Source organism: Peribacillus sp. TH27 (genome assembly GCF_016650915.1).
GTDB lineage: Bacteria > Bacillota > Bacilli > Bacillales > DSM-1321 > Peribacillus > Peribacillus butanolivorans.
This window is the reverse complement of sequence record NZ_JAEKEV010000002.1, coordinates 891,635-914,902: the sequence shown is the minus strand read 5'-3', so window position 1 is coordinate 914,902 and position 23,268 is coordinate 891,635. Positions and strand designations below refer to the sequence as shown.

Below are 23,268 nucleotides of genomic sequence, written 5' to 3'. Positions count from 1 at the left end.
ATTAACAACCAACTCCTTTATACGTGTTATTTTTTTAATACCAACTAGTCGGTATTAATCAATTTATTATATGATTAGTAATGTGTTACTATTAATGAAATATTCAGTTTTTTAAAAAGGGGGTTTTTTATGTTAAATCATCATCAAAAACAATCAGAAGAAACCATCAACAAATTAATGCGATCAGGAATTGAATTGTTTTCTAAGCAAGGCTATTCTAGTACAAGCATTGATCAAATTGTAAAACATGCTGGTTACTCTAAAGGTGCTTTCTATGCTCATTTTTCCACCAAAGAGGAGTTCTTACTGAGGTTGATAAAAGAAGGTATTGATTTCTATTTTGAGGATTTAAAGGAAGCTCTTACTCAAAAAGATTGTGATTTACTAAATACATTTAAAGAATATTCTATGCGTTTAGTGAATGAGGCTTATGAAAAGGGGTCTTCTCCTATGCTTCTCCAAGGATGTATGGTTTCGAATGAATTACCTCAGATAAAAGAAAAGCTTATTCTCCAGATGGAGGAATGGAGGTCATTCCTTACACATTTATTTCAGAAAATGAAGGACGAAGGTATTGTCGGAAGTTCATTGGATGCTAGAACTTTAGCGACGGCTAGCATGGCTCTTTTTAATGGATTTAATCTGCAACATTTTGTTGATAATCGAATTCAAATACAGGACATGTTAAATGTTTTTGTTGAATTGCTTCAAATACAAGAACCTAATAAGAAAGGTTAATAACAACTAACATGGATGCTTTATAACTATACTGAATCATTTATAAATGTCTCTTTAATTTGGGGGTCAATTTGTTTATTGTCTTATGCAACTAACGGGTGGGTTAGCTTAAGATCGGAGCTGTCATTAAGGCAGCTTTTTCTTTTATCGAGGCAGGTTTGTAAAAGAATGCAGGTACAAAGATTTTTCTGAAACTGAAAAAATTAAAATCTTGAGGGAGAGTAAAATGAAAGATATTCATGATGAAAGCACATGGCCCGTTTGGCCTAATGAGACAATAGACATTGTCGAACCAAATCCCAAGTGGGTAGAAAAAGGTAATCAGGAAAAAGCACTTCTTCTTAATCTTCTTTCAACTTTCGGCATAACGGAAATTCAACATTATGGAAGTACATCTATTCCTAATTTACCAGCTAAACCAATCTTTGATTTAATGGCTAAAATTGATTCATTTCAAAAAATAAAAGAAATATCTTCATTGTTAGCTAATCACGACTGGCATTATGTACCACCTAACATAGACAATCGACCTTGGCAAAGATTTTTTGTGAAAGTAATTAACGACAAACGAGTAGTACATTTACATATTTTACTTGAGGGAGAAGAACGGTGGGATAATCAGCTACTTTTTCGTGATTTATTACGGACTAATCAGCAGTTTATTGATGAATACGCTATTCTTAAAAGAAATTTAGCAAAAAAATATAGCAATGATCGTGAAGCGTACACTAAAGCAAAAACAGAATTTATCAATTATGTTCTTAAATCTTAGTTGCGAACTAATATAAGTTTGTGAAGAAATGTACCTAAACTAACGGGTGCGTTAGCTGAAGATCAGAGCTGTCTTTAAAGCAGCTTTTTCTTTAACTAAACCAGCTAATAGTTAGTCAACATTTTTCAATGAAAACTTAAAATATTTCATGCTATACTAAATTTGTGCATGCTAAATAACCTTCCAATGAACTATATTTGGAAAGTTTTGTGCTATTTAGTTATATTTTTAAACTAGGTTAGATCTTGGAAAGTCGAGTTATTTTGTAATAGTGCATAAATCCATTGTAGAAGCTTATTGGCACATGCTATCACAGCTACTTTAAAGGGCTTTCCTTCTTCACGTTTCTTATCATAGAACTCTCGTAATCTCTTGTTACGAGGGATGATTTCATCTGTCGTTTTCTTCTTGCGACAATCACGAATGGCACAACGAACTGCCATATATAAGGCATGTCGTAGTCTACCAGAACCTCTTTTGGTAATCCGATTTACTGAGCCTTTAAATTTACCTGATTCAAAGATACTTGGATCAATTCCGGCAAATGCCACTAGTTTTTTAGGGTGATTAAACCGATCAATCTCTCCAATTTCAGAAATAATCGTTGTAGCGATTTTTTCACCGATACCAGGGATGGATTGGATAATCTTATATTCTTCAATTTCTTTTGCCAAAGCATTTATCTCTTCTTCAAATTTGGATAAGTGCTTTTGGTATTCTAGAAGCATTTTTATATACATCTCTAGGCTTAAAATGTGACTCTGATATAAAGTTCTCTGAAAAGGATTTCGAGCTGAGGCAGCCATAAGTTTCTCTGCCTGTGTATTCGCCCACTTTCTAGAACGACTTGGACAAAGTTCATTAATCCTATTTGCTACAGTTTCTTCATCGACTGCTGATATGTCTTCAGAAGTAGGGAATTCTAATAGAGTAAGCAAAGAAACAACCGAATACAAATCTCCAAAAACCCCTCTATATTCAGGAAATACTTGATCAAGAACAGCCTGAAACTGTAGTTTTGTTTGTACATAGATACCTGTTATATTTGCATGTTGTCTTGAAAGATTACGAAGATTTAAGAGTTGTATCCCTCGTTTTTTATAAGGCTCTAAATCCTCTTTATAGTACAGCTCGCAGAGGTGACGTGCATCGATTAAATCTGTCTTTACTTTCCGTAAACTAGAGCTCTTCGCACGATAAGAAATGAGTGGGTTAACGATAATTAATAAGTAACCTCTCTCCTCAAAATACTGTACAACGGGCGTATGATAATGCCCAGTAGACTCTAAAACGACCGGAGGTCGAATTCCTGTTACGTTTTCTATCTCTCTAAGATATTGGTGTAAGCTCTCTAGTCTTTCAATGGTATGTGCTACTTTAAAACTTCTTTTATAAGGCTTCTTTTTATTCAAGAACGCTTGAACCTGACTTTCACCTTTAGCTACATCCAGACCAACTACTGGATTCATTTATTATCTCCTCCTAAAGAATATTGCCGGTACCCCTAAATCCTTCTTGTAGTATCATAGCTTCGCTTGTTATACGAGATCTAGTCCCAACCAGCCTAATCATGTTTCTACAAGTAGGGGGCGAACTGTTTAGTTGACGGGGTCCAAGCCCCACGGGCAGGAACGTTCTACCCCGGCTACCGTTATCATATATCGATATAAAAATTGTTCAACCAGAAATAGCTGGCTGACCTTTATAATACTATCGGGGCAGGATAGTGGAAGAAGGTATTTATTGTTCAGATAGAGAATAGTATTCGAAAAAGGTTGATTTTTAAGGATTAAACAAACTTAATATCAGCAGGGAAAAATGGTTGATAATAGTTATGAGAAACAACAACTGAAAAAACTCAGGACTTATATTTATATCACGATAGCATTACTTTTTTCAATGATATTTATATTTGTTAGCATTTTATTTTTGTATTTTCCTATGATAGGCATTTTAGACGTTGTGTATTTTCCACCAAAACTCGCAATTTTTTCATTCTTAATTTCTATTGTATTTTCTGTTTTAGCCATAAAAAATCTCTTTGGTAAGATATTGTTAGTTTTAAACATATTTCTAATGCTATTTATGATTTTTTATGGACCATAAATAGATACAAGAAGACTAACTTAGGGTGTAATAGTCAGGCTGTTGTATAGACAGCCTTTTCTTAAGTAACAACGAAAGCAACATTTCTGCAATAAATGAACTACTTTCTCCATTTGTAAATCGTTCATTATTGTGAAGTAATTCACTTAAACTAACGGGTGCGTTAGTTGATTAATGAACACAAAAATTCTCAATCTTTTTAATAAAAGAATAATCCAATTAAATAGTATAAGGGCATGTTTTGATTAATATTTTTTCAAAACATGCTCTTTTTATTTGTTCAGTTATCAAGGTTCTTGTATTAATTTGATCAAACTTTGTTTAAAAATTACAATAACACTTTATTTACTTGAGATTCTATTGGTCTATTGGGCAAGACACCTTACCCAATAGACCAATAGATGAAGGGATTTAATAATCGATACCGGCAGCTTCAGCTAAATATTCAATTAGATGAAGGGCGCGCATTGATTGTGTGAGTCCTTCACGATCAATACCAAGTTTCATCTGTAATAGGCAGCCAGGATTTGTTGTAATAATAACAGTTGCCTCTGTGGCTTTCGTGTGCTTCATTTTCTCATCAAGAATCTGCATGGATGAATCATAGTTTACAATATTATAAATGCCTGCAGATCCACAGCACATATCAGCCTGATCCATTTCAATAAGTTGTATTCCAGGCACTTGTTTCAATAATTCGACTGGTTCTTGCGTTACCTTTTGAACGTTCGTCATATGGCAAGAACGCTGATACGTAACTCTCTCGCCAGCTCGGGCTGCTATCTCTGGTAATCCGCATTCAACAAGAATTTGGCTGATATCTTTTGACTTAGCTGAAAAAGCTCTTGCTCTGTCTGCCCATTCGCTGTCATCCGAAAGTAAATGACCGTATTCATATAACATGGCGCCGCATCCTCCAGCATTATTGACAACAAAATCAGCTTCCACTTTTTCAAAAGCCAGAATGTTTTGTTTCGCAAGATTGCGTGTTTCATCCATTTCTCCAGAATGGGCGTGCAGTGCGCCGCAGCATGTTTGTTTCGGTACAACGACAACATCACAGCCCGCTTCTGAAAGAAGCTTAATGGATAATTGGTTAATGTGGTGGAACATCGCATCCATAATACAACCGGTGAAAAAGGCAACTATATATTTCGGATTCAATTTTGCTTTCACTTCTATCAGGGCACGCCCTCGTTCCACCGGTGAAACCGGTTCCGGCATGATTGCTTCGAATGCACCAAGATTATAAGGTAACTTTTTCATAATACCTGATGAACGAGTCGCTTTTTGCAGCCCACTTTTTTTGTACAGCCAAATGGAGTGCCCAGTGACGTTCATCATCTTCCTACTTGGGAAAACCTTTTTCAGCATTGATTTTCGAAGTAGTCGCACAGGAATAGAAAAGGTTTTGCGTTTGACAAGTGCTGCGCGAGTGGCTTCTAAAATGGAACCATATTCTACACCTGTCGGGCAGGCTGTTTCGCACGCCCTGCAGCCTAAACACAAATCGAATGGTTCTTCGAGAACAGATAAGTCTGTAATTTTTCCTTCACCGACCATTTTCACTAAGTTAATCCGACCACGTGGTGAATGTGTCTCTTTTCCGAATGTTGTATAAGTCGGACACACAGGCAAACAATAGCCGCATTGGACGCAGTTATTCGTTTTGTCGTATTGAAATTCTTTTCTTAACTGTTTAAGTGATGTTTCCATGTTAGCTCAACTCCAATTTTTGTCCCGGTTCAGGGAAAATTTTCCCTGGGTTCATAATGTTATTTGGATCCCATACTTCTTTAATCCGTTTCATAATATCGAGGCCGGCTGCCCCTAGCTCCATTTCCATAAAGGGAGCTTTCATCATTCCAATGCCATGCTCGCCGGACAAGGTTCCGCCAAGCTCAATGGCCGCCATAAAAATATCCGCTACAGCTAGTTCAACGCGGCTCATTTCTTCTTTATCCGTTTTATCACAAATAATGTTAGGATGAAGGTTACCATCACCTGCATGCCCAAAAACAACGAGATGAACACCATACTTGTCTCTTATTCTCTGCAGTCTTTCACACATTTCAGGAATTTTGCTGCGAGGAACGGTGGCGTCTTCTGAAATTTTCGTTGGCTTAATCCGAACAATGGCCGGAGATACGAGCTTTCGTGCTCTCCATAGTTCCGCTTCTTCGACTTTGTCCTTTGGAATTCTAACTTCTCTTGCTCCTACGGCACGACATAATTTAGATGCCTGGGCAACTTCTTCTTGCAAAGCAAGTGGATGGCCATCCATTTCAATTAAAATAAGTGCGGCCGCATCAACAGGTAAGCCAAGTGGCTCAAACTGTTCAACTGCTACAATGGATGCCTGATCCATCAATTCCATTTTTGAAGGGAAGATACCGGCAGAAAGAATTTTGGAAATCGCACTTCCTGCATCTACTAAACTATCAAAAATAACCATTATTGTTGCAGTAGCCTTCGGTTTAGGAATGAGTCTGAGCACTGCTTTCGTAATGATGCCGAGTGTCCCTTCTGATCCGACAATCAGCTTTGTTAAGTCGTATCCGGTCACATTCTTAACGGTACTCCCGCCTGTTTTTATGAGTTCTCCTTCAGGTGTAATCACTTCAAGGCCAATAACATAATCTTTCGTTACGCCGTATTTCAGCCCCCTCGGCCCTCCAGAGTTTTCAGCTAAATTGCCGCCAATTGTCGAGACGTGAGAACTGCTTGGGTCAGGTGGATACATAAATCCTTTTTGTTCAGCTGCTTTATGTATATTCGATGTCAAGACCCCAGGAGAAACCACTGCTACAAGGTCCTCTTCGTGAATTTCCAGAATATCATTCATCACAGATAAATCGAGGACGATGCCCCCTTTAACCGGAAGCGGCCCGCCACTTAAACTAGTAGACTGGCCCCGTGGATAAAGAGGGATTTTCTCCCGATTCGCAAACTTCACGAGGGATACTAGCTCTTCTGTACTTTTTGTCTGAATGACGAGGTCCGGCAAATACGTCCCGAATGAAGCATCGAATGAATAGCTAAAGCGGTCACTTTCATCTATATAGACTTTTCCCGTTTTTATAATTGCATCGATTTCCTGAATGTGATTGGCGGTTACTACTTTCATTTCATTATCATCCTTTCTGTTTTGCTATACTGTATAATCCTGTAAAAATAAACTTAATTTTTTCTCGGCGTTTCTTAGATGAATCTGGCATTGAAGTTTAGCCAATTCGGGCTCTTCTGCTTCAATTGCCAGAAGAATGCTTTGATGTTCATCGTAGACTGCTTTACGTTTTCGTTTTAATTGTTCGTTTGGACGAAGAGTAATGTTTAACGCTTTTTCATAGAGAGTAGATAAGCTTTCTAGCGTTTGAATCATAATCGGATTTTGCGTAGCCTTAATAATGGAACTGTGAAATTCTATATCAGAATGGATGGCAGTAGTACCTTTTTCAATAGATTCTTCTTCCATTCTTTTTAAAATATTCTTCATTTGGTCAAGGCATTTTGGTGTACGTCTTAGGGCAGCTAAATAGGCCGCTTCAGGCTCCAGAATCTTTCGCATCTCAAATAGATACTTAATATTTTCAACATCATCTCTTTCTACTTGTATGCGATGTATGAATGTTGAACTTGTCGTTTCTTCCACATAGCTTCCGCCTCCTTGACGGGAGTTAATGACACCAGCAGCACGCAGCATGCTTAATGCCTCGCGTATGGGTGCTCTGCTTACAGAAAAATGAGCCGTTAACTCCTTTTCCGTTGGTAGCTTAGAACCTGGACGGAACTGCCCTGTTTCAATCATGTTTAATAATTCACGAGAGATCATTTGAGAAACATTTTCTTTTTGGGACAAAATAATCTATCACCTTTCATGTTTTATCTTAATAGAGAAGGATAAAAGCTAAAAATTTGTATTATGAATTTAAATTTGTATGACATATTTATGGGATGTATTGAGATTTTATTCTAATTTTTAGAAATATTAATTAGAAAGCGCTTTCAATTTGTTTATAATAAAGAAAAACCTTTAACTAAACTACAAAAAACGAATATTTGTATTACAAATATTGTATAAAAAACTGTTGAGTTAATCAAGAGTTTTCTTTAATGAATACAACTTGGTTTCGCAAACTGTAAAAATTTATATTAAAAGGGAAGTACTTTTGAAACTTTACTAATGTAAAAGGTTACTTTTAAGTTGCTTTCAGTCCTCAATTAATGGAATGTTATTTAGCTTATTCTCATTAACAAATAATTGAGGTTTTTGTTTTTAAATATTTGCATTTATGAGTGAGCGACATGAGCAATGCAACTATGTTTAGAAAGACAAACGACTAAAAAAGTGACAAGACGAATTGTACCATTTCTTATTGTCTTGTATGTAATCGCATTCATTGACAGAGCGAATTTAGGTTATGCGGCTTTGGACATGAACGAAGCACTGGCACTGACAAGCAAGATGTTTGGAATCGTTTCTGGTATTTTCTTTATCAGCTATTTCTTGTTTGAAATTCCAAGCAATGTGATGCAGGAAAAAGTCCGGGGCGCGAAAATGGATTGCACGTATTCTCGTTACGTGGGGAGGCGCCGTAGCGTACATAAATATTAAAAACATTTCTTTGCATAAAAATACAAAATGTTGTATTTTTATAATAAACATTCTAAATCTAAAAAGGAGATAAGATATGGATATTTATCATGCAGTAACCAGTGATGTTAAATATATTTATAATTTAATACAAATTCACGCTGAACAAGGAGTAGTTTTGCCTCGTACAAAATTATCACTATATCAACATTTACAATGTATGTATGTCATGAAAGAGGATAATAAAATACTTGGGGTTGCCGGATTACATGTTTTAGGTCAGGACCTGGCAGAGGTACGTTCATTAGTCGTTGCTCCAAATCATTCTGGTCAAGGTATAGGTCGTAAATTAGTTAATCATATTATAAATGAAGCCTCACGACTTGAAATTAGCAGATTAATATCATTAACATACGAAACGGAGTTTTTTAAAAAATGTAATTTTGAAATTATTTCAAAGGATACTTTGCCTGAAAAAGTATGGATTGATTGTATGAATTGCCCCAAGTTTAACTCTTGTGATGAAGTTGCAATGATTAATTATATTGGATAAAAAATTATCATCGAGTCCATTCAATTATGGCTGTCATGAATAAATGCGGATTACACATTACCATAAAGACCGTCCATGGTATTTTAAGGAGATAGCACCTTATGGTAAGTGGTTAGAAAGAGAGGGTGGCATACGGGAGTGATGAGTATCTTTAAGTACAATATGTATTTATAGCTTTAAAATATAAAAGTAAAGGTTACGATAGAAAGAGAATGTCACCCTAACGATGGTGCCATTCTCTTCGTCCTTAAGGAGAGAAGTTAACGCCGAAAAAACAAATTTGGAATAAATTTTAAATAAAGTACTAGCAATTGAATTAGTTACTACAGATTATACACGTATTAAAACAAAAAAGATTGACAGGAATAGTACCTGACACAACCTGAAAAATAGTTTACTATATAGATTTTTAAAAAATAATAGACTAATAATTTTGGTTTAAAACCTTAATTCCATCCCTTATTAAAGAATCGCACCCTAAAGATAATTAACGAAGAGAGTTAGTGGTATCGACTTTTTATGTTGGAATTCTCTTTAGGTATAAAATTTCCGAAATGGGCGGTATAGCATTGTTGCTACCGTTCGTAAAAGTACTTTTTGAAAAGTGAACAAAGAACCCATAGGCCTTGCCTAGGACCACAACATAGGTGATAACAGTTTTTCCTTATGCTATTTCTTTCTTTATTCATTCCAGAACTTCATAGCCTTTTTATCAGAGGTATAGACGGTAACTTGTTTGGTTTTGCTAAGTGTTTATAAGGTTCTCCTTCTTCATTTACTTTACGAAGCTCTTCATGCTGTTTTTCAACCCGATTTAACAGCTTATTTACTTCAAGGAAATCAGCGTTTCCCATCTTCATATCTTCACTCACTCCTTTTTTTATTTCGAATTAAATAGATGACATATCCAACATACCAAGATCCACGACATTAAATCCCTTATAAATAAATAGGGCGCAATTATACATAGATTAAAATCTACGTTTTGCGAACCAAACTTTTTCTTTAAGAGTTTTTCGGGGTTGTCCAATCTAGTATAATACCAGACTCATATAATATCTCAGAGTTAATAAAGGGGGGAGGATTAATTTGGGGAAGGATAAAAAATGTCCAGATTGCGGACATAAGCAATGTAAATGCAATCATAAAAAATGTAAGGATTGCGGGCACAAAAAATGTCAATGTGAATCTAAACAAGAACAAAAGGTAGAGCAAAACATTGAAGTGTATGTAAAAGTACCTGCAGGACCTCAAGGAGCTCAAGGTGTTCAAGGAGCTCAAGGTGTTCAAGGGCCTCAAGGTGCTCAAGGACTTCAAGGTGTTCAAGGAGCTCAAGGTGTTCAAGGGCCTCAAGGTGTTCAAGGACTTCAAGGTGTTCAAGGACCCCAAGGTGCTCAAGGTGTTCAAGGACCGACGGGAGAAAATGGATTGTCAAACCAGTTTGTTGTAGGTCTTAATACTACTCCTTTTCCTACATTGGTTTCATTAAATCCGTTGCCAGAGGTTCTTTCAACAGTAACCATTACTATTGATGATCCTGGTGATACCGTCAGATTAATGGCATCAATTCAGTCAATAACTTCTGCATCAAGCGTAAATTCTAGCCCACTCCGAGCAAATGTGATAGCGTACAGAATTAGACGAACTGCACCTAATCTGATCATCAGATCTGTGCAAGATACGGATTTTGATTCTCTAACTACTGCTTTTACAACTCTTGATAACCCTGGATTAGGAACATTTACCTATGTTTTAGAAGGATTGTTGATCAATTCAACTATTCCTGTGCAGAACGAATTTATAATTAGTGTTGTCTTTACTGCCGAGGAAATTGAACCTAATTAACTACCAATAACCCTGATAATGTGAACTCAGATAAAGAAGATGGCTGCCAATTGGCCGCCATTTGAATGTACGATTCTTAAACAAATCATACATTCAATTAAAAGAAAGAAAAGTACAAAAGTAAAGATATGTATTGAGTTTTAAATAAACGGTGTGAAAAGAGAGTTTTTAATAATGGACATCCTTAAATGTCCTTCTGAGGTGGAAAAAATCTATTATGGACCTAAGCCATATTGTGTATGGAGAATGAGAAAAGCCGCCTATTTGCATTATGATAGGAGGCTTTAAAGAATCGGTCATTTTGTTTTTCTTGTTATTCAGCAGTGAATGTAAATGTTACTTTTAACGGCCTGCCTTCGCTCCCCTTTTGTGTCCAAATGATTTCCACTTCGAATTCCGTTGCTTTTTCAGCCAAAAGGAAATTTTTAAATTGATAAGGCATTCCATCATTCAATTGTTTTGCTAAAAAAGTAGTCTCTTCAAATTGGTTTTTATTACATTCCTCTTCACCAGGACAACCAAAAAGTGAAAACTTCGTCGGGAATTTTATTCATTTTGAATATTCTATTAAACCAAAAATATTAGTAAAAAAGAGAGCATACAACACCTGGACCATATAGGAAATGGCTTCGTGAACAAGGATATGACATTAAAACTTGTCTACTATAAGAGACGTTGAGTCAGAAAAACTAAATATGCAAAATGCTTTAGAATAAAGAAGAGAGGGTCATTAAACTCCATCAAATTTCGCGGATGGTGAGTGGGGTCGCAGGGAGCAACCCACATGGATAGGGCAGACTGTGAGTTGCAACCCGAAGCGAGTTGACTATTTACCAAGATACAGAGTTTTCCTTACGAGGAAGGCTTTTTTTCATTCTTTTTGAAGACATTCGAAAGTGTATAAAAAGTTGACCGGGTGTAATATCGAAGAATTGTTTTTTTGCCAGGTCTAATATAGCTATGACTTCTTCCCGTTTGTTTATTGTCTCTACTTACTTCAGCTACATAAACATCTGGAATGCAAGAAAACAATCAACTACAGACCTCTACGCTGCCAGCGTGGGGAGTGTAATTCCGATAGCATACTAAAATGTCCAAAATCGCTTTAGATCAAGGTTTTCGATGTGTGTGTAAGGTTTAGGATGAACTATGATTTCCGTCAGTTTTCTATAGTTTGTGACCAAAATGTTAACAGAGTGCGACCAATATTTAAGTGTAAAAATTAGCTTTTTGTTTGGGAATCAATAGGGTTGTGAGATGTGATGGTATGCTAAATTAGGTTTATCGCAAGAGAGTATTTTTCTGTAGGAGTAATAGTTGAACAGACACTCCCTATTACCTCCGTCTTCGTAGTAAGTCCTGCACTTTATCAAATGTTTCTTTTTCAATAATGGCTTTATGAGTATTTTCAATAATAATTAGATTTTCTGCGTCAATTTCTTTTCTTTTTGAAGAGGTAACAGAGATCATTTCTGACCGTCCTTGTACTAACTCTCCAATGTAGTGTCTATTACAAAGAATACCTTTAATGGTGGAACCATGCCATTGTTTAGAGGCATTTGATTTATTTGCAATAAAAGGTATATTAACAACTAAAACAGATTTGATTTTAGAAAAAGATTTGAAAGCAATTGAAGAATCAATTAAAGTATTACAAAAATATGTAGAGCTAATTACAAATCCTAAGAAAAGTAATTATCCAAGATTAAAAGTCGTTAAAGTTAAAATATAATGATCGGTTTGAAATAACTAGATTTGGAAGGGAATTTATTGAGTTTATTATTAATACAAAATTAGTTCGGAAAAGATTTCATATTCTTGTCTATTAGAAAGCTTGTATTTTATTGTTTTAAAAGATGCTGGTTTATAGGAGGCGTTATTTGAAAGTTTATTACGGAGGTATAAAATGAATAACTATAAGAAATTTATTGTAATATAATTAAAGAACTAAATTTAGATGAAAAACCAAATCAGCAGGTTGATTCATATATTTATGAGGAATTTAGAGATAAAACTCAATTTATTGAAAATAAAATATTGAATTTAATGGGTGATATGCAAAGTGACTATATTTCGTATAACAAATTTAAAAGAACACTTGTAAAACGAAACATTGAAGTAAAACAATTAATAGGGAAAATTTCAGAAGAATTATCAAAGTTGCTTAATGAAATGAATACTATGAGAAACTGGGGACTGCACGAACCAGAATCACTTAAACGCACATTTAGAAAATATCAAAGAATTTTGGCCAAAGGAAGAATTAGATTGGTATTTTAATAATTTCAATCCTATACACGTACCCATATTTGGAAAATATGAAGGTAAATGGATTATTAGTTTATATGAGAGTTGTAAAGGAAACTTAGAATATTATAAAGCCATTTACGAATATATTTTAAAAGACTATAGGTTATTATCCGGTGAAGAAGATATAAAAATTAATTTAAAGAAGATAAAAGTGCGTCCTTTTGAATTAGAAATAAAATTGTCTAATACATCTCTTGAAATGCAAAAAAATCAATATAATCTAAAATAAAGTATATTGAGAAGAATTTATAAAGAAACGAACACATGTCCCTTTCAAAAATAACCATAGGAAAGCTCTATTTAGAAAATATAGTAACTGTGGCTCTTATTTAAATGGAAAATCAATAAATTAAGTGATCAAATAGTAACCTGATTTGTTTCTGAACTCAACCAATCAGGTTACATAAACCCAGCAGCATCTCTTGTGTTGCCACATACACTCCGTATTGTGAAGCGGTCGCGTGGTTGGAGTTGGTATAATAGAAAATCAGTTGATATAGAAAAAATCTATACCATCTGCTTTTTTGTTTATAAAAATACCATTCAGGACCGATTTTAGTTAAAATAAACATTGCCGATTTTCACAATAGTTTTTCACAAATTATAAATGTCCAAATGTACTTGATAATAAGTTATTAAGCATGATATAAGTGTAAAAGAAGTGGAACATTTGGCTTTATATTTTTTGATCGAGAGTTTGAAGATGTATCCATATTGAGAGGATTTGAGTTTGAAATGATAGATAATTTTTGGCGTGATTTACCACGACCATTTTTTGTACTTGCACCAATGGAAGATGTGACAGATGTTGTTTTTCGTCACGTAGTAAGTGAAGCCGGTCGACCGGATGTATTTTTCACAGAGTTTACAAACTCGGATAGCTATTGTCATCCAGAGGGCATGAAAAGTGTGCGTGGCCGTTTGATTTTTACAGAAGATGAACAGCCAATGGTGGCACATATTTGGGGGGATAATCCCGAATATTTCCGTCAAATGAGTATTGGCATGGCAGAGCTAGGATTTAAAGGCATAGATATTAATATGGGCTGCCCTGTACCGAATGTGGCATCGAGAGGGAAAGGTAGTGGCCTTATTCTGCGTCCAGACGTTGCGGCAGAACTTATTCAAGCAGCAAAAGCGGGCGGACTGCCTGTCAGCGTGAAAACACGACTTGGCTATAATGATGTAAATGAGTGGGAGGAGTGGCTAACGCATATTTTAAAACAGGATATTGCGAACTTTTCTATTCATTTACGTACAAGAAAGGAAATGAGCCAAGTAGATGCGCATTGGGAGCTAATTCCGGAAATCAAAAAATTACGTGACCGTATCGCACCAAATACGCTACTAACAATCAATGGAGACATTCCTGACCGTCAAACTGGGCTGCAGCTTGCTGAACAATATGGTATTGATGGCGTTATGATCGGGCGAGGTATTTTTAAAAATCCTTTTGCTTTTGAAAAAGAGCCAAAAGAGCATAGCAGTAAAGAATACCTTGATCTTTTAAGACTGCAGCTTGATCTTCAAGATCAATATGCGGAAGCACTGCCACGTTCAATCACAGGGCTTCATCGCTTTTTCAAAATTTATGTCAAAGGATTCCGTGGAGCTGGTGAATTAAGAAATCAATTGATGAACACGAAATCAACAGATGAAGTGCGTGCATTGCTTGATAACTTTGGAAAAGAATGTTGATGGGACGGGGACAGTGAAATGATGTAACTCTCAAAAAGTTAGAGAAAAAATGAATCACATCAACTCATGTGTACTTATTTTATTCAGTTTCAAGTTCCATTGCAGCCGGCTTTTTGATAAAGTCTGTTTTCTAGAATGTAAAAAACCCACCAGCACTCTTGTGTTGCCACATACACTCTGTACATGAGGAGAGTGCTATTTGTTTCTAGCGAATGTTTTTCCACTCGAACCGTAAACCTCTCTGCAAAATTGAAGAAATAAAGAATAGAAAATTATTAGGATTCTATCTCAATTATAGGATTTTTTGGATTAACTAGGTGGAACCGTACCATAAATATCGATTCTTAGATCAATATTTCCTTTAATCAGAAACATTGTTCTTGATAAGTTCGTTTGCAATTGTCCGCTTGATTTTTAGAGGTAAGCACCTAGTCCTATTATTAAAAGAAGTATCAAAGAACAACTCAACGTTTTTGATACTTCTTTCTTCAATTTTATTTGAAAGATTAACTGTAATCTCGTTTAATATGACATGGAAAGATTTTTGTTTTTTGTTCTATTGGAGGTACCATAGGAAGCATACCAAGGCGTTCGTAGCTTCTCTCTTAGGCTGGTTTCTTCTGTTTTTGGTCCAAGCGATAACTTAGGAAAGTTAGAAGACTTGCAAAGATAGCAACCAGCCCACCGACCCATGTCACATTCAGTAAATTTCCCTGATGGTAAACAACTCCGCCCAGTGCGGAACCAAAGGCGATACCGACATTGCTTGCTACTGGCATTAGTGAAGCAGCTAGCCCTGTAGCTTTTGGTTGATAAATACCGGCAAGATCTATCAAATAAAGCTGGGTTGATGTTGTTAAAAGAATGGCCATTAATGACATCAAGCCAATGTTAATCAATCCAAAGAGAAAATGACTTGTCGTCCAATATAAACTGATCAGAACGACTGCCTGCACGAGAAAAACAAACCGGAGGCGTCCGATAGCATTGTAGCCGGCAATTTTACCAGCGAGTATGTTGCTGAAAATGGAAATGAATCCGTAGCCAAACAAGATCAAACTGATTGAACTGCCTGGTGCTTCCATTCCTTTTAGGATCGGAACAAGATACGTATAAACGGCATACGTTGCCCCAAATCCAAGAGATGGAATGAAAAAAGCCATTAAAATTCGCGGGTGTGTTAACAAAGAAAATTGATCACGCATCGAACTGCGAATTGTACTTTGCATGGCAGGCAATACGAAGAAAGATGCCAAAAACGCAATAGCTCCGAGAAAAGTCGTTAACAGGAAGGATGCATTCCAGTTGTACCATTCAGCAATGACAGTGCCTATCGGTACTCCAATCACGTTTGCAAGCGTAAAGCCACCGAAAACGAATGATATAGCAAGTCCGCGTTTAGCGATCGGCATGGTTTCACTTGCAACAACCATGGCAAGTGAAATTAAAACGCCTGTTACAACCGCCGTCATCATTCGAAGTGTAAGGAGCATGAGGTAGCTCGTCGAAATCACGCACAAAGCATTCAGAATGATGAACGAACCTAGCAGAAACAACATCCATTTACGCTTTGGAAAATGGCTCGTTGCCGACATCACGAGCGGTGTGGCAATGGCAAACGTAAGCGCAAACGCAGAAACGAGTGTGCCTGCTTTGGCATTTGTAATATGGAGACCCGAGGAAATATCGGTTAAGATTCCGACGATAACAAATTCGCTTGTCCCGAGAACGAATGTTAATAAAGTAAGTGTTAAGATGAGCAACCAATGTCGCTTAGTTAATTCTGTGGTGTGCATAAATACCTCTTTTCTTTCTTAGATGAATGTAAATGTGTCACAGGAAAGATAAACAATTTACCTATCATACCACAAAACATTTTTACGAGGAAAATCCTTGCTTAGATATCGTTGATTATTTTTTGCTAAAAAGCTTGTACCTGAATCATTCACTAATTTTACCGTAACCTGTTTTTTTATCAAACAAAAAAAGAATCAAAAACGGATTAATAAGGAAAAGCATAAGGGTAACAAGATGATAAAAATATAATACTCTAATATCAGGCAGAAAACATAAATCAAACAAAAAGGATGGGATCCTGATGGTTGATGAAAATAAGCAAAATAACAAACGGGAACAATGGAAAAAGAATGTTATGGATAATCTGAAGAGGGAAGCTGTCAAAAATATCATAGCAAGAACGGGAGACCTAGCAAGATTAGATGCTAAAGTCAATAATACTTACACTGTATACATCAAGGATGGAAGGATGATAAAGCAACCTACAAATGGGAAGTGTGTTGTTATTAATGGAAAAATCCAAAATTAAAATTTGTGAAGGAATAGAGAATACAAATTATAGAAGGCGAAGGTATATAGCGGTTGGACCACAGTAATTGGTGCAAGGCCATAACAAAGTTCATAGTGCTAACGTGCATGGTAAGCTTTCTGAAGCCAAGATAGTGTAATAGAATTCGAGGTCCTTACTTTTATGAAGCTCTAATTTGATTAGATTTGGTACATTTGAAGTGTGCGACGAGCAGTTCGAACTAGAAACCCACATACAGGAGAAGAAATACAAATTGCTGCTTCCAAAGTTTACTGCTTGTAAACCGGATAAGGAAAAGAGGCGGTTAAATAAAAAAGTAGTATAGCGTAAAAAAATACTCTGGGATGAGATATTCTCCAGAGTATTTTTTTCTTTATGTAAAGTTAGGTTTTATACTTTCGCATCTGTTTTCACATAGATAAGTGCTACGGGTAAAATGCAAAACACTCTTAAGTGAGCTTGTGAGATGCTCCTATTTTTACAGAATGAGAGGAGGGAAGGGATGTAGTGGGAGGGGATGTTACTGAACCCTTTTTTTCGATAAATGTCGAAAAACTTTGCACCACAAATAACTTTGGTGTGGAAGGTGATCACTTTGTGATATCAGCCTTTATGAAGAAATTCCAATATAAAAGTTAACTCTCGAACTTCATTAGCTACATAGTTTCAAAAACCAAATTGTAAAAATGTTGTCTCTAATAATATAGAGTCCCATTAATACTTTAGAAAATTTTCTCTGTTGAGTACAAAATCATTAAAAAACATAACTGATTGTATAACTTGAATTAATCATTAAAAGTAGTATTATGATTTAGGTACGAATGTTAAGGAGGCACAACTATGAAACAGATTTCTCGAACAAATACAGCTTTACTGCTTATATTTCTTGTAGTTGTATGGGGCGTTAATTGGCCATTGTCTAAAATGGCGCTGAATTATACACCACCAATATTATTTGCGGGAACAAGAACTATATTGGGTGGTCTGATTTTACTAATTTTTGCTCTCCCGAGATATAAAAAACTTCGCTTTAAAAAAACATGGCATTTTTACCTAATTTCTGCTTCTCTAAACATTATTCTCTTTTACGGCCTTCAAACGGTAGGTCTTGGTTTTGCACCTGCGGGATTATTTTCGGCCATCGTGTTCATTGAGCCAGTTTTACTTGGGATTTTCTGTTGGATTTGGCTAGGGGAATCGATGTATGGATTAAAAATTATTGGATTAATTCTTGGCTTCGCAGGTGTTGCTATAATAAGTGCAGGAGGATTTACAGGCAATGTTTCAGCGATTGGAATTATTCTTGCCCTTGGCTCTGCTTTATCCTGGGGATTAGGTACTGTTTTTATTAAGAAAACTGGTGATCGTGTAGACTCAATTTGGATGGTTACATTACAACTTATTATGGGAGGCATTTTTTTATTAAGTGTAGGTTCCAGCGTTGAAAGCTGGTCAAATATCCAGTGGGAATTTCCATTTATTATAAATTTATTATTCATCTCTATCTTTGTAATTGCATTTGGGTGGCTTGCATTCTTTACACTTGTAGGTTCAGGAGAAGCGAGCAAAGTAGGTTCATTTACGTTCCTTATCCCGCTTATTGCAATCCTTTGCAGTTCTTTTATGTTGCATGAAAAAATTACACTAAATTTATTAGTTGGCCTTTTATTTATCTTGATTAGTATTTTGTTTGTAAACATAAAACTAAAATCACAGACAATACCCGACTCAAATTTATAAAATATGGCTGTTTTCTAAAATATTATAATTTGATTACGATCTAGATCGGTCGCTTTATACATATAAAATGCGATTAGGTCAAATATCGTTATGGACACATATCCGAGTTTGATTATATGGATGACCAAACCAGTTTAGTCTTATTTCCTGTAGTATTATTTGCAGACTTGGCTAATACTTTCCCATTTATTTCTTAGGGTGGATTATGTAAAAAGTTGGAGTTATCCGAGCTATTGTTTGGAAAAACAACAATAAAGATTAAGAATTTTTATATTATAAAATAAACCTCGTTAGAATATATGTAGTTTTCTTTAACCATATTTTGCTAAGAAAATGTTAATTATACTAATCATTAATATAAAAAAACCACTCTTTAAAAAGGAGTGGATTTTTTATATTTATTTGGTTTATTGCGTAAATCTGTCACTTTTATGCTCCCTACAATACATTTCATGACTAAGGTCTGTTTTTCTATAGCATCTTTATGATTTACAAACAGAATCTCTTCCAATTATAAGGGGATCTTAAATTGTCCCTTTTGCTTCCGATCAAGATTAGCGATATAGGAACTCATCAGCTTCATGGAAAACTGGAAGATCGGGCTTTGAATAAAGGTATAGGCAAACGTCATAATAAACACTGGACCGCCAAGGATGAAGCCGATAATCAAGATGAGGCTCTCGACAACGATTCTTGCACGGCTGACAGATAACCCGGTTTTTTCCGAAACGGAAAGCATGAAACCATCCCGAGGACCGGCCCCGATTCCCGCAGCCACATAGATTCCTCCGCCAATGCCGGATATGATGATACCCATCAACAAGATGAATAGATTTAACCACCAATGCTCCGTTTCATGAGGAAGAATGTTGAGATGCAAGAAGAAATCCATAATCGGGCCGATTGACAAGGCATTTAGAAAGGTACCAATGCTAATATACTTCCTATCAACGACGCAGGCGATTAGCACAAGTACTAAGCCGCATATGACACTCCACGTCCCAATCGTGAACCCGAACCGTTGGAACAGGGCGACGTTTAAAACCTCCCATGGATGCAGCCCCAAGGATTGAACATTCACCGCAATCGCATTCCCTAATCCAAAGAAAATTAAACCAAGAAAAAAAATAAAATACCGTAATAAAAGAAATGTCATCTCTTCACCTCTACATCATATATATCTATCTACTTTAGATGAAGAAGGCCTAACGAACAAGATGATTTATTAAATTCAAAGCGAGAGGACCATGAAAAAACGTCATCCTTTTCGAGTATTTTACTCAAAGAATAACGTTTTTTTGTGTTTGAAATTGTTTCGTTTTCTTGATAGGCATGACGAAGGAATGAGAGGGCAATTGACCCGTTGAGACATGGGAGGGAAAGCCTCCAGGGGCGGCGTAGAGATGTGTATTATATGGTAAAATATGGAGTGGTAGCTGGCTCCTTTATTTAACTATGCCTTCACGAAGCCTAACTGATCTGAACTCATTTCATTTACCCGTAAGTCTAATTACAAGGGTTATGAAATCCTGCGAATAAGTGAGCATTCGAGAGATATTCGCATCAAACTGAGGGAGTTGAAGAATGGTTTTTCCTCTTATTTAACAATTATGCATATTGTCAAGGATGTAGTTTAGGATTACTAGTGATGAACCGTACCATAAGTAAATGAGGTTTTTAGTACGGTTGGAAGACACCTTCAACAAAGAAAGCTAGCCAAGGGCTGGCTTTTTTTTCAGTAAATAGATCTGTGCCTAATAACTCCTCGAATATTCTTGTTTTAAATATAGTTTCAAAGGTGTTTACATCTCGGTTTATTATATTACTATGAATGTTTACTTGTAGTAATTTGTGATATTTAATCCAATCAAGTAGTAATATATCATTCTATTATTTATCCATACACCGCTACTAGTTAAGTCTGCTTTAGTTTTTGTAACTTAGATAAATCTGAAACAGGACTTTGAAATTATTTAAAAGTCATGACACTAGGTAAAAACGATTATTTTCTGATAATTTACATGAAATTAACATGGAATTAACCTTCTATATAAATAACCAGATTATTATTGGGGAATAATAGGAGGAATGAAATTTTGAGAAAACTATTTTGTAAAAGATTTATTAATTTACTAGTTATTGCACTACTGGTTCTACCCATCTTCTCAAGTCTTGCCATTCGTGCGCATGCAGAAGATACCGTGTCGGTTAAATTACTTTCGGTGAATGATTTACATGGTAAGATTGATGTAACAGCAACAATTAATAATGTAAATTACGGACGTGCTGATTATTTGGCTACTTATTTAAAAGCCCGTAAAGCAACCAATCCAGATAACACGCTAATTATCCATTCTGGAGATATGATTGGTGGCAGTTCTCCGGTTTCAGCTTTACTTCGAGATGAACCTACTGTTGAAATCATGGAAGCAATCGGATTTGATGTAGGAACTGTAGGTAACCACGAATTTGATAAAGGTACACAAGAATTCCTTCGGATGGTAAATGGCGGTGACCATCCGAACGGCACACAAGGATATAACGGGATGGACTTTCCAGTTATTGCTGCAAATGTGGAATACAAAGATAGCGGAAAGCTCATATTAGATCCCTATGCCATTAAAGAAGTAGATGGTGTGAAAATTGGTTTTATTGGTGTAGCTACGGTTGAAACACCTAATATGGTGATGGCCTCAGGTATTCAGGATATTCGTTTCACGGACGAAGCTGCCGCTGTTAATAAATATACGGAGGAGCTAAAAGCACAAGGAATTAAGGCAATTGTCGTTTTAGCTCACGTTCCTGGAAATCAAAGCGGTGAAACGGCCACTGGTCAAATTGCAAGTTTATCTAAGAACGTAGATGACGAGGTAGATGTCATTATTGCTGCTCATAACCATGTGAAACTCAATGCGATTGTAGACAACAAACTTATTGTCCAAGCTTGGGAATATGGAAAATCCTTTGCGGATATTGATTTGAATATTGATCGTGTTACAGGCGACATTGTTGAAAAACATGCAGAAATCGTTGATGTTATTCAAGAAGGTGCAACTCCTGATCCAGAGGTTAGTGCCATTCTAGCCAAATATAAAGAAATGGTTGGAACAAAATTGAATGAAGTCATGGGTTATGCTGCCACTCCAATGACTGGCGGATACCCTATCAAAGGCATCATTGGTGACAATGCTCTTGGAAACTTGATTGCAGACGGAATGAATGATGAAATGAAGTCTGATTTTGCCTTAATGAACGGTGGAGGAATCCGTGACGTTCTAGCCCAAGGCGAAATTACTTGGGAAAATCTTTTCAATATCCAGCCATTTAATAACACATTGGTTACGGTCACCATTCCAGGATCAGCATTAGAACCTATATTAAATGCTCAGATTTCATCCTATGGGCCAGACGTCTCCATTAGTGGATTCTCATATATATGGGATAGTGCGACAAGGAAAGTAGTGAATATCTATCTTCCTGATGGAACACCAATTGATAAGAATGGGACCTATACGCTTACTGTCAACAATTATATGTATGAACATGAGACTGATAAATATAAAATTCGCCAATATGGCAATGATCCAGTTCAAGGACCTGAAGATTTACAAGCTACTGTAAACTTCGTGAAAAGCTTTAATGGACCAATCCATTATGTAGCGGAAGGAAGAATCTCGGAAGACTTCAAGGCACCTGAACTGGCGGATGTGGTATTACATGAGGCTGACTTGAGAGACGGATCGTATCTTCATGAAGTTAAGGTATCCTTGGAAGCAACAGATGCAGGTATCGGGATTTCGCATATTGAGTATAGTCTAGATAACTGTGTCACTTGGAAACGTTATGATGAGGGGCTAACTATTAATAAAGAAGGTAAAAACTCTATTCAATATCGTGCGATTGATAAAGTGCATAATGTTTCAGAGCCGAAAGCTCTTGAGGTATTCATTACACCTGCATCAGTCGAAAATGCGATTTCTTTAGTGAAACAAGCAGAGGGAAATAAAGGAATCAAAACATCGCTTATTGCTCAATTGGAGAACGCAATTAAAACTTTTGAAAAAGATAAAGAAGATAAAGCTTATCAATCTTTAGAAAAAATTTACTCGCGTATTAGCGAGCTCCCAAATAAGCATTTAGGGGAAGTGGACAAAAACGAAATCATGTTCATGCTTCAATACATCATTGAACATAGAACAGAAACTAGCGGGAATGAGTTCCCAGCCTTATTAGCAAGTTAGTTTTCGATTCGAGTCTTTTATAATAAATAAAATGATGGCAAGGATAAAAACATGAGCTTTCGAAAAAGTAGGATGGTAACCAGAAAATAGGAACTGAAAAAACAGATAGAGGCTTGTTTTACGCGCACTCTATCTGTTTTTTTAATTTACTCTATTCAACGTTAGAGTGAACCGTACCATAAGTAAATGAGGTTTCTAGTTGAAAGTTAAAAAGTATTTAATTCTTTGAATTCATTATTATCTAAATAAAAATAAGCACTCAGTCAAAAAAGAGTAGAATGCTGAAATTAATCTTAGCATTCTACTCTTTTTTTGTCTCTAATATCACCAAAATCTATTTGATGA

General features: G+C 36.0%; 19 protein-coding genes and 1 pseudogene. 10 read left to right on the top strand and 10 right to left on the bottom strand.

What is annotated here, in order from left to right; translation table 11 throughout:
* Positions 1-129 precede the first annotated feature (129 nt).
* Complete coding sequence (locus tag JFU24_RS05700) at positions 130-738, top strand: TetR/AcrR family transcriptional regulator (protein WP_201249702.1); 609 nt, start codon at positions 130-132, stop codon at positions 736-738.
* 226 nt (positions 739-964) lie between these two features.
* Positions 965-1,510 (top strand): GrpB family protein, encoded by a 546-nt coding sequence (locus tag JFU24_RS05695; protein WP_201249701.1) that lies wholly within the window; start codon positions 965-967, stop codon positions 1,508-1,510.
* A 233-nt stretch (positions 1,511-1,743) separates the two neighbouring features.
* On the opposite strand, the gene JFU24_RS05690 is transcribed toward JFU24_RS05695, so the two are convergent.
* From JFU24_RS05690 to JFU24_RS05670, 5 genes are all read right to left on the bottom strand, one after another.
* Positions 1,744-2,979, bottom strand: coding sequence for an IS110 family transposase (locus JFU24_RS05690; protein ID WP_201249700.1), 1,236 nt, complete (start codon positions 2,977-2,979; stop codon positions 1,744-1,746).
* Positions 2,980-3,381: 402 nt separating this feature from the next.
* Positions 3,382-3,540 carry a hypothetical protein gene (locus JFU24_RS05685; RefSeq protein WP_157444014.1) on the bottom strand — a complete coding sequence of 53 codons (159 nt, stop codon included), beginning with the start codon at positions 3,538-3,540 and terminating at the stop codon, positions 3,382-3,384.
* Between the two features lie 487 nt (positions 3,541-4,027).
* Positions 4,028-5,332, bottom strand: a complete 1,305-nt coding sequence (locus JFU24_RS05680; RefSeq protein WP_201249699.1) for a (Fe-S)-binding protein — start codon at positions 5,330-5,332, stop codon at positions 4,028-4,030.
* Position 5,333: 1 nt separating this feature from the next.
* Positions 5,334-6,743 carry an FAD-binding oxidoreductase gene (locus JFU24_RS05675; RefSeq protein WP_201249698.1) on the bottom strand — a complete coding sequence of 470 codons (1,410 nt, stop codon included), beginning with the start codon at positions 6,741-6,743 and terminating at the stop codon, positions 5,334-5,336.
* A gap of 24 nt (positions 6,744-6,767) precedes the next feature.
* Positions 6,768-7,475, bottom strand: a complete 708-nt coding sequence (locus JFU24_RS05670; RefSeq protein ID WP_201181052.1) for a FadR/GntR family transcriptional regulator — start codon at positions 7,473-7,475, stop codon at positions 6,768-6,770.
* A gap of 453 nt (positions 7,476-7,928) precedes the next feature.
* On the opposite strand from JFU24_RS05670, the gene JFU24_RS05665 reads away from it, so the two are divergent.
* Both JFU24_RS05665 and JFU24_RS05660 read left to right on the top strand, forming a co-directional pair.
* Positions 7,929-8,231 carry a hypothetical protein gene (locus JFU24_RS05665; protein ID WP_201224883.1) on the top strand — a complete coding sequence of 101 codons (303 nt, stop codon included), beginning with the start codon at positions 7,929-7,931 and terminating at the stop codon, positions 8,229-8,231.
* A gap of 76 nt (positions 8,232-8,307) precedes the next feature.
* Positions 8,308-8,763 (top strand): N-acetyltransferase, encoded by a 456-nt coding sequence (locus JFU24_RS05660; protein WP_201181050.1) that lies wholly within the window; start codon positions 8,308-8,310, stop codon positions 8,761-8,763.
* A 698-nt stretch (positions 8,764-9,461) separates the two neighbouring features.
* Here the strand turns inward: JFU24_RS05660 and JFU24_RS05655 are convergent.
* The gene (locus JFU24_RS05655) at positions 9,462-9,623 is read right to left on the bottom strand and encodes a hypothetical protein (protein ID WP_201181048.1); all 162 of its coding nucleotides are present in this window, start codon (positions 9,621-9,623) and stop codon (positions 9,462-9,464) included.
* A gap of 229 nt (positions 9,624-9,852) precedes the next feature.
* Between JFU24_RS05655 and JFU24_RS05650 the strand changes: the two genes are divergently transcribed.
* The gene (locus JFU24_RS05650) at positions 9,853-10,608 is read left to right on the top strand and encodes a collagen-like protein (protein ID WP_201224882.1); all 756 of its coding nucleotides are present in this window, start codon (positions 9,853-9,855) and stop codon (positions 10,606-10,608) included.
* 313 nt (positions 10,609-10,921) lie between these two features.
* Here JFU24_RS05650 and JFU24_RS30130 read toward each other — a convergent pair.
* Positions 10,922-11,146: pseudogene (locus JFU24_RS30130) on the bottom strand (hypothetical protein); the annotation flags it as partial.
* A gap of 797 nt (positions 11,147-11,943) precedes the next feature.
* A complete protein-coding gene (locus JFU24_RS05645) occupies positions 11,944-12,129 on the bottom strand; it encodes a recombinase family protein (RefSeq protein WP_342214738.1) in 186 nt (61 codons plus the stop codon).
* Between the two features lie 7 nt (positions 12,130-12,136).
* Between JFU24_RS05645 and JFU24_RS29785 the strand changes: the two genes are divergently transcribed.
* Positions 12,137-12,340, top strand: a complete 204-nt coding sequence (locus JFU24_RS29785) for a hypothetical protein (protein WP_207196321.1) — start codon at positions 12,137-12,139, stop codon at positions 12,338-12,340.
* 1,313 nt (positions 12,341-13,653) lie between these two features.
* On the top strand, positions 13,654-14,616 hold the full coding sequence (locus JFU24_RS05640; RefSeq protein WP_201249697.1) for a tRNA dihydrouridine synthase: 963 nt from the start codon (positions 13,654-13,656) through the stop codon (positions 14,614-14,616).
* Positions 14,617-15,221: 605 nt separating this feature from the next.
* On the opposite strand, the gene JFU24_RS05635 is transcribed toward JFU24_RS05640, so the two are convergent.
* Entirely contained in the window at positions 15,222-16,412 is a 1,191-nt protein-coding gene (locus JFU24_RS05635; protein ID WP_201224879.1) for an MFS transporter, read from the bottom strand.
* 302 nt (positions 16,413-16,714) lie between these two features.
* Between JFU24_RS05635 and JFU24_RS05630 the strand changes: the two genes are divergently transcribed.
* Together JFU24_RS05630 and JFU24_RS05620 are read left to right on the top strand one after the other, a co-directional pair.
* Positions 16,715-16,942 carry a hypothetical protein gene (locus JFU24_RS05630; protein ID WP_201183528.1) on the top strand — a complete coding sequence of 76 codons (228 nt, stop codon included), beginning with the start codon at positions 16,715-16,717 and terminating at the stop codon, positions 16,940-16,942.
* An 840-nt stretch (positions 16,943-17,782) separates the two neighbouring features.
* Entirely contained in the window at positions 17,783-18,682 is a 900-nt protein-coding gene (locus JFU24_RS05620; protein ID WP_201181043.1) for a DMT family transporter, read from the top strand.
* Positions 18,683-19,193: 511 nt separating this feature from the next.
* Here the strand turns inward: JFU24_RS05620 and JFU24_RS05615 are convergent.
* Positions 19,194-19,838 (bottom strand): YczE/YyaS/YitT family protein, encoded by a 645-nt coding sequence (locus JFU24_RS05615; RefSeq protein ID WP_201249696.1) that lies wholly within the window; start codon positions 19,836-19,838, stop codon positions 19,194-19,196.
* Between the two features lie 940 nt (positions 19,839-20,778).
* Here JFU24_RS05615 and JFU24_RS05610 point away from each other — a divergent pair.
* Positions 20,779-22,923 (top strand): bifunctional metallophosphatase/5'-nucleotidase, encoded by a 2,145-nt coding sequence (locus tag JFU24_RS05610; protein ID WP_242485286.1) that lies wholly within the window; start codon positions 20,779-20,781, stop codon positions 22,921-22,923.
* Positions 22,924-23,268 lie beyond the last annotated feature (345 nt).

What these genes read in the sequence shown, in the direction of transcription:
- JFU24_RS05700 (WP_201249702.1), top strand. Translation starts at nt 130, where the DNA reads ATGTTAAATCATCATCAAAAACAATCAGAAGAAACCATCAACAAATTA.
- JFU24_RS05695 (WP_201249701.1), top strand. Translation starts at nt 965, where the DNA reads ATGAAAGATATTCATGATGAAAGCACATGGCCCGTTTGGCCTAATGAG.
- JFU24_RS05690 (WP_201249700.1), bottom strand. Translation starts at nt 2,979, where the DNA reads ATGAATCCAGTAGTTGGTCTGGATGTAGCTAAAGGTGAAAGTCAGGTT.
- JFU24_RS05685 (WP_157444014.1), bottom strand. Translation starts at nt 3,540, where the DNA reads ATGGCTAAAACAGAAAATACAATAGAAATTAAGAATGAAAAAATTGCG.
- JFU24_RS05680 (WP_201249699.1), bottom strand. Translation starts at nt 5,332, where the DNA reads ATGGAAACATCACTTAAACAGTTAAGAAAAGAATTTCAATACGACAAA.
- JFU24_RS05675 (WP_201249698.1), bottom strand. Translation starts at nt 6,743, where the DNA reads ATGAAAGTAGTAACCGCCAATCACATTCAGGAAATCGATGCAATTATA.
- JFU24_RS05665 (WP_201224883.1), top strand. Translation starts at nt 7,929, where the DNA reads ATGCAACTATGTTTAGAAAGACAAACGACTAAAAAAGTGACAAGACGA.
- JFU24_RS05660 (WP_201181050.1), top strand. Translation starts at nt 8,308, where the DNA reads ATGGATATTTATCATGCAGTAACCAGTGATGTTAAATATATTTATAAT.
- JFU24_RS05655 (WP_201181048.1), bottom strand. Translation starts at nt 9,623, where the DNA reads ATGAAGATGGGAAACGCTGATTTCCTTGAAGTAAATAAGCTGTTAAAT.
- JFU24_RS29785 (WP_207196321.1), top strand. Translation starts at nt 12,137, where the DNA reads ATGGTGGAACCATGCCATTGTTTAGAGGCATTTGATTTATTTGCAATA.
- JFU24_RS05640 (WP_201249697.1), top strand. Translation starts at nt 13,654, where the DNA reads ATGATAGATAATTTTTGGCGTGATTTACCACGACCATTTTTTGTACTT.
- JFU24_RS05635 (WP_201224879.1), bottom strand. Translation starts at nt 16,412, where the DNA reads ATGCACACCACAGAATTAACTAAGCGACATTGGTTGCTCATCTTAACA.
- JFU24_RS05630 (WP_201183528.1), top strand. Translation starts at nt 16,715, where the DNA reads ATGGTTGATGAAAATAAGCAAAATAACAAACGGGAACAATGGAAAAAG.
- JFU24_RS05620 (WP_201181043.1), top strand. Translation starts at nt 17,783, where the DNA reads ATGAAACAGATTTCTCGAACAAATACAGCTTTACTGCTTATATTTCTT.
- JFU24_RS05615 (WP_201249696.1), bottom strand. Translation starts at nt 19,838, where the DNA reads ATGACATTTCTTTTATTACGGTATTTTATTTTTTTTCTTGGTTTAATT.